At 55.9% G+C, this 7,971-nt stretch carries 6 protein-coding genes and 1 pseudogene; all 7 read left to right on the top strand.

The features are described from left to right. Positions 1-711, top strand: a pseudogene (locus V7665_RS12500) (pyridoxal-dependent decarboxylase, exosortase A system-associated); the annotation flags it as partial. A gap of 183 nt (positions 712-894) precedes the next feature. After that, complete coding sequence (locus V7665_RS12495; RefSeq protein ID WP_335664864.1) at positions 895-1,539, top strand: XrtA/PEP-CTERM system exopolysaccharide export protein; 645 nt, start codon at positions 895-897, stop codon at positions 1,537-1,539. Between the two features lie 39 nt (positions 1,540-1,578). Then, positions 1,579-3,114, top strand: coding sequence for an XrtA system polysaccharide chain length determinant (locus tag V7665_RS12490; RefSeq protein ID WP_335664863.1), 1,536 nt, complete (start codon positions 1,579-1,581; stop codon positions 3,112-3,114). Between the two features lie 10 nt (positions 3,115-3,124). Further along, positions 3,125-4,042, top strand: a complete 918-nt coding sequence (locus V7665_RS12485; RefSeq protein ID WP_335664862.1) for an AAA family ATPase — start codon at positions 3,125-3,127, stop codon at positions 4,040-4,042. Positions 4,043-4,057: 15 nt separating this feature from the next. Beyond that, entirely contained in the window at positions 4,058-5,668 is a 1,611-nt protein-coding gene (locus V7665_RS12480; RefSeq protein ID WP_335664861.1) for a hypothetical protein, read from the top strand. A gap of 35 nt (positions 5,669-5,703) precedes the next feature. After that, positions 5,704-6,963 carry an XrtA/PEP-CTERM system-associated ATPase gene (locus tag V7665_RS12475; protein ID WP_335664860.1) on the top strand — a complete coding sequence of 420 codons (1,260 nt, stop codon included), beginning with the start codon at positions 5,704-5,706 and terminating at the stop codon, positions 6,961-6,963. Continuing rightward, positions 6,944-7,840, top strand: coding sequence for an XrtA system polysaccharide deacetylase (locus tag V7665_RS12470; protein WP_442955228.1), 897 nt, complete (start codon positions 6,944-6,946; stop codon positions 7,838-7,840). The genes V7665_RS12475 and V7665_RS12470 overlap by 20 nt, the downstream gene beginning before the upstream one ends. Positions 7,841-7,971: the final 131 nt, after the last annotated feature.

Genomic DNA, 7,971 nt, shown 5'->3' with positions numbered 1-7,971 from the left:
AAGCCATTCGGGATGGATATCGAACTGGTCGCGCCAACGGTGAGACGCATTTTGGACGCCGGGGCGGATTGGCGCGGTTTCCATATTTTTGCCGGTTCGCAAGCGCTCAGCGCGGATGCGATTATCGAGACGCAGGCCCAGACGCTGGAACTTGCCGCGCGTCTGGCAACGACCATCGGCCAATCGCCAGCCCATATCAATCTTGGCGGTGGCTTTGGCATTCCCTATTTCCCGGGCGATGAACAGCTAGACATCATCAAGGTCGGCAAGGCCTTGTCCGACCAGCTAAAACAATTGCCAGAGATTCTCTCGTCCACGCAATTTGCCATCGAGCTGGGCCGTTATCTGGTTGGCGAAGCAGGCGTCTATCTGACCCGGATCGTCGATCGCAAGCAAAGCCAGGGCCATGTTTTTCTCGTCACCGATGGCGGCCTGCATCACCAGCTCGCTGCCAGCGGCAATTTCGGGACGGTGGTAAGGCGCAACTATCCAGCGGCCATAGCCAGCAGATTTGAGGAAGAGCCAGCAGAAACGGTTTCCATCGTCGGCTGTCTCTGCACCCCGCTTGACCGCTTGAGCGACAATGCCGCCATGCCCAAAGCAGGCGTCGATGACATCGTCGCAATCTTCTGCGCCGGTGCCTACGGAGCCACGGCAAGTCCCGCGAATTTCCTCGGTCAGGGATCAGCCGCAGAGATATTAGTTGAATAATTTCAAAGCCCTTGACTGCAGTCATGTGCTGGATCTGTTAATCGCAAATTCAGCTAATCCTAACGCTATATTCACTATTTTCTAGCATAGCCATCTCGTAACTTTGCGTGAATTGCCCGTTTTCCGTCGGAAAGTAGGTGCTCACCAGACGGTTTTTACGAGGTGAATAGAATGCGTTCTGCGATGAAAAACAAGCATTTGGCGAAGCTGATGGTCGGTGCCGGGATGGCGTCACTTGCCGTCGCTGGCTGCGCCGGCAATTCCAGTGGCCCGCAACTGCCTTCGGCATCCTTTGTGTCCATGCAGGAAGGACCGGGAGAAGAATATGTTATCGGTCCGCTGGACGAGCTAACAATTTTTGTCTGGCGCAATCCCGAGCTGGGCGCGAAAGTTCAGGTCCGCCCCGATGGCCGGATCACGACACCGCTGATCACCGATATGCCTGCCGTGGGCAAGACGCCCGCGATGCTGGCACAGGACCTGACGCTACAACTGTCGCAATATATCAACGAGCCACTGGTGTCGGTCATCGTCAACAATTTTTCCGGTACATTCTCCCAGCAAATTCGCGTTGTCGGTGCCACAGACAAACCGGCATCGATTCCCTATCGCGCCAACATGACCCTGCTTGATGCGATGATCGCGGTCGGCGGCATGTCCGAATTTGCGGCCGGCAATCGTGCCCGGCTGATCCGGTTCGACCGCGGGACCGGCAAGCAAAAGGAATTTGCCCTGCGCATCGACGATTTGATGAAGAAGGGCGAAACCCGCGCCAATGTTATGCTGCGTCCCGGTGATGTGATCATCATTCCGGAAAGCATGTTTTGATCTGTTTGTGGCTCCATCTGACAGGAATTGAATAGACACATGAACGGCCTTTATGATGAATTTAAAATAGCGTTGCACAGCGTCTGGATTCGGCGCTGGCTTGCGCTGGCTGTCGCCTGGGGGCTTTGCCTGCTGGGCTGGCTTGTGGTCGCGCTGATTCCCAACAGCTATGAATCGCAGGCCCGCATTTCCGTGGAGATGCAGTCGATCTTGTCCGACAAGGTCGGTGTGGATGCGCGCGAGCGCAAGAAAAATATGGAGCGCGTTCAGGAAACACTGGCGTCAACCATCAATCTCGAAAAAGTCGTTCGTGGTACCGCTCTGAACCAGTCGGTGGCAACGGACCGTGAACTGTCTGGCAAGGTCGAGATGCTGCGCAAGAGCATCAAAATAAAATCAGAAAAAGACAATCTGTTCGAGATCACTGCGACCTCTTCTGCGAGCAATTTATCCGATGCCGAAAATGCTGTTTTGGCTCGCGATATTGTCCAGAAAATGATCGACATTTTCGTCGAGGAAAATCTGTCCGGTGACCGCGATGAAACCAGCCAGACGATCAAGTTTCTCGACGCCCAGCTCGCCCAGAGGGAAAAAGAGCTTCAGGAAGTCGAACAGCAGCGGGTCCAGTTCGAGACCGAAAATCTTGGCTTGCTGCCGGGAATCGGTTCCGTCAGTCAACGAATGGAGGCGGCCCGGGCTGAACTGGGCCAGATTGATTCACAGCTCAGTCAGGCATCAGGTTCGCTGGCCGCCTTGAATGGCCAGCTTTCCGGGACGCCTTCGTCCATCGCTACGCCGGGAGTGGCTGGTGCTGGCGGTGCCCGCGGCCAACTGGCCCAGGCACAGGCCACACTGGCCAGCGCACGGGCGCGTGGCTGGACCGACAGCCATCCCGACGTGATTGCAATGAAAAATGAAATTGCCGCGTTGCGGATACAGGCATCCAAGGAACCCGCTGGTGGCAGTGGTTATCGCACACCCAATCCGGCCTATAGTTCGCTGCAAAGCATGCGTGCAGAACGTCAGGCAAGCATTGCCGCATTGCAGGCACGGAAAAATGCACTGCAGGCGGATATGGCGCAACTGGCGTCCAAACAGACGCTGGAGCCTGGTGTCGCGGCTGAAATGTCGCGGATCAATCGCGATCATGAGGTACTGAAAAGTCAATATGATAAGCTGCTCACCGACCGGGAGCAGATCAAATTGCGCGGTCAGGTGGAATCTGAAACCGACGCCGTCAAGTTTCTGGTTATTGATCCGCCGTCCAGTCCGCGATCTCCGGCCGCACCAAACCGACCGCTATTGCTGGCGATGGTTTTGATCGCCGGCATCGGTGGCGGTGTCGGTACGGCTTTTGCCATGGGCCAGGTGCAAACCAGCTATCCAACCGCAGCCAAGCTGGAAAAAGCCAGTGGTCTGCCGGTTATCGGTTCTGTTTCGCAGATTCTGACCAGCGCGCAGCGCGAGATCAAAATGAAAAAATTGCGGATCTTTTACGGCACAAGTGGCGCGCTTTTCGGCGTGTTTGGATTGCTGATGATCGTCGAATTTATCCAGCGCGGCATGGTGGCGTGAGAGAGTAGATATGAACAAATATAATCCTCCCAGAAAATCCGCTTCGTTGCTCGAAAGGGCAGGGGAAATCTATGATTATATTCCCGCAATCCGGACGGGTGAACGGCAGGGAAATTCTTCGGATACTGTGCCACCCGAGGCGCAAACCCGGCAAGTCACTCCGGTCACGCAACAGCCGGTTGAGGCCTATGACGGACCGCAGGTCATGATTGATAGGGACAAGTTGCAGGAAGCGGGATTCATCGTTCCCGACGGACCTGTGACGGCAATCGCGGAAGAATTCCGGATCATCAAGCGTCAGTTGCTGCTTGCCGCAAAAGGCAGTCAGAAAGTCGCCCCGGTTCGGCATGGCGAACGGATATTGATTTGCTCGGCTCATCCCGACGAAGGCAAGACATTCTGTGCTCTGAACCTCGCCCTTTCGATCGCGGCGGAGAAGGACAATGAGGTCCTGCTGGTCGATGCTGATTTTGCCAAACCAAGCATCCTGTCCAGCCTTGGTCTGGAAGGCAGCAAAGGCCTGATGGATGCACTGTCCGATCCGCAATTGCCGGTAGAAAGCTGCATCATTCATACCGATATCCCAGGTCTGGCCATTCTGCCGGCCGGCGATCAGACCAATGCCGATACGGAATATCTGGCGTCTTCGCGGACCGAGCAGGTTCTCAACCGGCTGACCCAGAATAACCCCCATCGCATCGTTATTTTTGATTCACCACCGGCTTTGTCGGCGTCGCTGGCATCCGTTCTGGCAACGCATGTTGGTCAGGTCGTGATGGTGGTCAAGGCAGATGAAACAACCGAAACCGCCCTGCGCGATGCGCTGAGTTTGTTGGGCGGCTGTGATCATATCCAACTCCTCCTGAATGGCACCAAATTTTCGCCAACAGGACGGCGCTTTGGATCTTATTATGGATATGGAGAGTAAGCCATGACCTCGCATATGACTAGAAACGTCCTGAAATATGGAGCGGCTATTCTGCCGCTGCTGGGACTGATCACGCATGCGGCTGAGGCACGCGAACGCAAAGCAGACGTGGCCCCCTATATCGAGATCCAGCAAATATTGGTCGCCGACTTGAAAGATGGCAGCGATGTGCTGACCTATACGTCGGTTGCTGCCGGTCTCGACAGTTCCATTCAGACTCGTGGTGCCGAAGCCCAGCTGAACGTGCGTTATGAACGCCGATTCTATTATCAGGATAATCTTGGCGACGATGATATCGTTACGGGTCTGGCCCGCGGTCGGGTCGATATTGTGCCCAATCTTTTGTCATTGGAAGCCGGCGGTATCGCAACCCGCAGCCGGGTCGATCTGCGCGGCACGGCGCCATCCAATACGGTGGGCAATATCGACAATGTGACACAGGTCTATTCGGTCTATGTCGGTCCCAGTCTGTCGACACAAGTTGGCGCATTGGATGTAAATGCCAATTACCGGGTGGGTTATACCAAGGTGGAAAACAAATCCACCGGCACCTTGCCTCCGGGTCAGCTTCCGATTGATGTTTTCGACGATAGTGTGAGCCACTCGGCCAGTGCCAGCGTTGGAATGCAGCCGGGCGATCTTCCTTTTGGCTGGACCGTTGGTGCGGGCTGGGAACGCGAGGATGGCGGCCAGCTGGATCAGCGGTTTGAAGGAAAACATGTCCGCGCGGATGTGACCGTGCCGGTCTCGTCAAGTCTCGCGCTGGTTGGCGGTGTTGGCTATGAAGATATCGAGATTTCGGAACGCGACGCGGTGCGCGATATCAACGGCGATCCGGTCATCGGCAATGATGGCCGTCTGGTGACCGATGAAACATCACCCCGATTATTGTCTTATGATCAGGACGGTATTTACTGGGATGCCGGTGTGCTGTGGCGGCCAAGTCGTCGCACCTCGCTCGAGGCGCGCGTCGGTCAGCGCTATGGCAGTGAAACCTATTATGGCAGCTTTGGTTACCAGCCCAACCAGAAGACCGCGCTGAATATTTCGGTCTATGACACGGTTTCGGGTTTCGGCAATTTGCTCAATGACAATCTATCAAGTCTCGGCACCAGTTTTTCCAGTTCACGCAATCCTCTGAGCGGTGAGCTGAATGGCTGTGCCTTCGGCCAAACGAGCAGCCTCTGCTTCAACGATGTGCTGCAATCGGCGGCCTCATCCTCATTCCGTGCGCGGGGTGTCAACGGGCAGCTCACCTATAATAGAGGCGGATGGAATAGCGGGCTCGGCGTGGGCTATGCCCGTCGCAGCTATTTTGCGTCGCAATTGGGCGCTGTTTCAGCGGTCGACGGCCTGGTAGACCAAAATTATTATGCCAATCTTTCGATTGGCCGGGAACTGGATACTTATTCCAGCTTCGACGCGAATGTTTATGCCAATCTGCTGGATAGCGGCTTTGCCGATGCGAGCAATGTCCTGGGGATCGGCGCCAACGCGGCTTATTATCGCCAAATTTTGCCGGGGCTGCAGGGTACGGCGGCTGTCGGTCTGGACAATTTCCAGCAAGATGGTTTCGACCGCTCGCTTACGGCTTCCGCTCTGCTGGGACTCAGATATGATTTTTAAGAGCATCATCACCGCCATTGATCGGAGATACGCGCATGTATGACACATTTTATGGATTGAATGGCCGGCCGTTTCAGCTGACCCCGGATCCGCATTATTATTTCGAGAGCCTGACGCACCGCAAGGCACTGTCCTATCTGGGCTATGGTCTGGCACAGGGCGAGGGGTTTATCGTCATCACCGGCGACGTCGGTGCCGGCAAGACCACTTTGGTCAGCCATCTGATGGCAACGATCGACAAGGCGCGTCTGACCGCCGCCAATATCGTCACCACCAAGCTCGACAGCAAGGATATCGTGCGCGTCGCTGCCAATCATTTCGATATTGATACCGACAATATGGACCAGGCGCAGTTGCTCAGCGCGTTTGAAGAATTCCTGCATGCCGAAGCGCGTGCCGGTCGGCGCTGTTTGCTGATCGTGGATGAATCGCAAAATCTTCCGGCGGGGGCGCTGGAGGAATTGAGGATGCTGTCAAATTTCCAGCTCGGCGGGCAGGCATTGCTGCAAATATTCCTGCTCGGTCAGCCGGAATTTCGTGACATGTTGCAGAATTCCAACCAGCTGGAGCAATTGCGTCAGCGGGTCATAGCGCATCATCATCTGGAACCAATGAGTGCAGAAGAAGTCGAACCTTATGTCACCCATCGACTGTCCAAAAGCGGATGGTCGGGGCGTCCGAAGATCACTTCGAGCGTATTCCGTGTGCTCTATGCAGAGACCAATGGTGTTCCCCGCAAAATCAACGCGCTGATGAGCCGGATATTGTTGATGGGATCAATCGAACATGCCGAGACGATTGACCAGGCGATGGTGGAGCGGGTGCTGGCCGACCTGAATGGCGAGGATGTGGAAATTGCTGCACCACCAACCGTGTCAACCGAGATAAAAAATCCGCTTTGGGAAAAGCCGAAAAAAGCGCTCGAAACTGATCCCGTACAGACCGCTGAAGCCCCCGTCCGATCGTCCGAGCCGCAAGTGCAACCGGTGTCAGCACCGGAACATGAAGTCGTCAATCTGCGGCCGCCGGAAGCTCCGGCGCAACCGGTCCAGAAGTTGGCCGAAGCACAAGGCGCCAGCAGAACTGAAGCGGCAGCAAATGCTGCGCCTCAGCCAACTGCGGACAAAGCGACCGCCCAGCGGATCGACGTCATGGCCAAGCGACTGTCCCTGATGGAAACCCGCATGAACGGTCAGGAAGAAAATCTGCACCGCGTCTTGACGATGCTCGTGCAATGGGTGGAGAGCGATGTCCGGAGCAAGGAAAGCTATGTCAATGCAGGACGCGCGGCCTGAATCTTTCGTCACGGCGGGAAAAGCGGATGCTTTGCTCAATGCCATGTCTGTCGATATCGAGGACTGGTTTCAGGTGGGAGCCTTTGAGACGGTCATTGACCGTGGCGACTGGGATCAGCTCGAGCATCGGGTAGAGCGCAACACCAATGCGGTGCTGGCGCTGTTCGATGAAGCGGGAATCAAGGCGACATTTTTCGTCCTCGGCTGGGTCGCCGAACGCTATCCGGCATTGATGCAGCAGATTGCCGCCGCTGGCCATGAAATCGCCAATCATGGCTATGATCATGCCCGGGTCTTCACCCTGTCACCCGATCAGTTCCGGGAAGATCTGGATCGCAGTCGCAAAATTCTCGAGGATACGTCCGGTCAAAAGGTTGTCGGCTATCGGGCGCCGAGCTTTTCGATCGATCAACGGACGCCCTGGGCGCATGAAATATTGGCCGAGCAGGGCTATGCCTATTCGTCCAGTGTCGCGCCGATTCATCACGATCATTATGGCTGGGCGGGATCACCGCGCTTCGCCTGGAAACCTGTGGAGAATTATGATTTTATCGAATTGCCGGTTACGACCGTGAAATTGGGCAAGCGGATATTGGCTGCCGGCGGGGGCGGGTTTTTCCGGCTGTTGCCTTATGCGCTCTACCGGCGTTCCATTCGGAAAATGTACCGCGATGACGGGCACGGGGCGATATTCTATTTTCACCCCTGGGAAATTGATCCCGATCAGCCGCGGGTCGGTAACGCGCCGATAAAATCGAAGCTCCGCCACTATACCAATTTGAAAGGGATGCGCGCCAAGCTGTTGCGCGCCGGACAGGATTTTGATTGGGGCAGAGTCGACGAACTGGCGGCGCTGGAAGCCGGGTTAATGCGATGAACATGCCGTTCAAGCCCAGGTCTTTGTCTGTTCGTATTCTCGATCGCCCCGAGCCAAATGAACTGGCCCGGATCGAAGCCTTTGTTGCGGCCTCTCCGGAAGGCACGGCCTTCCATCGCCCGGCTTGGCTG

It is taken from the genome of Parasphingorhabdus sp., assembly GCF_036964675.1.
Classification (GTDB): Bacteria; Pseudomonadota; Alphaproteobacteria; order Sphingomonadales; family Sphingomonadaceae; genus Parasphingorhabdus.
This window is presented reverse-complemented; position numbering and strand designations above follow the sequence as displayed.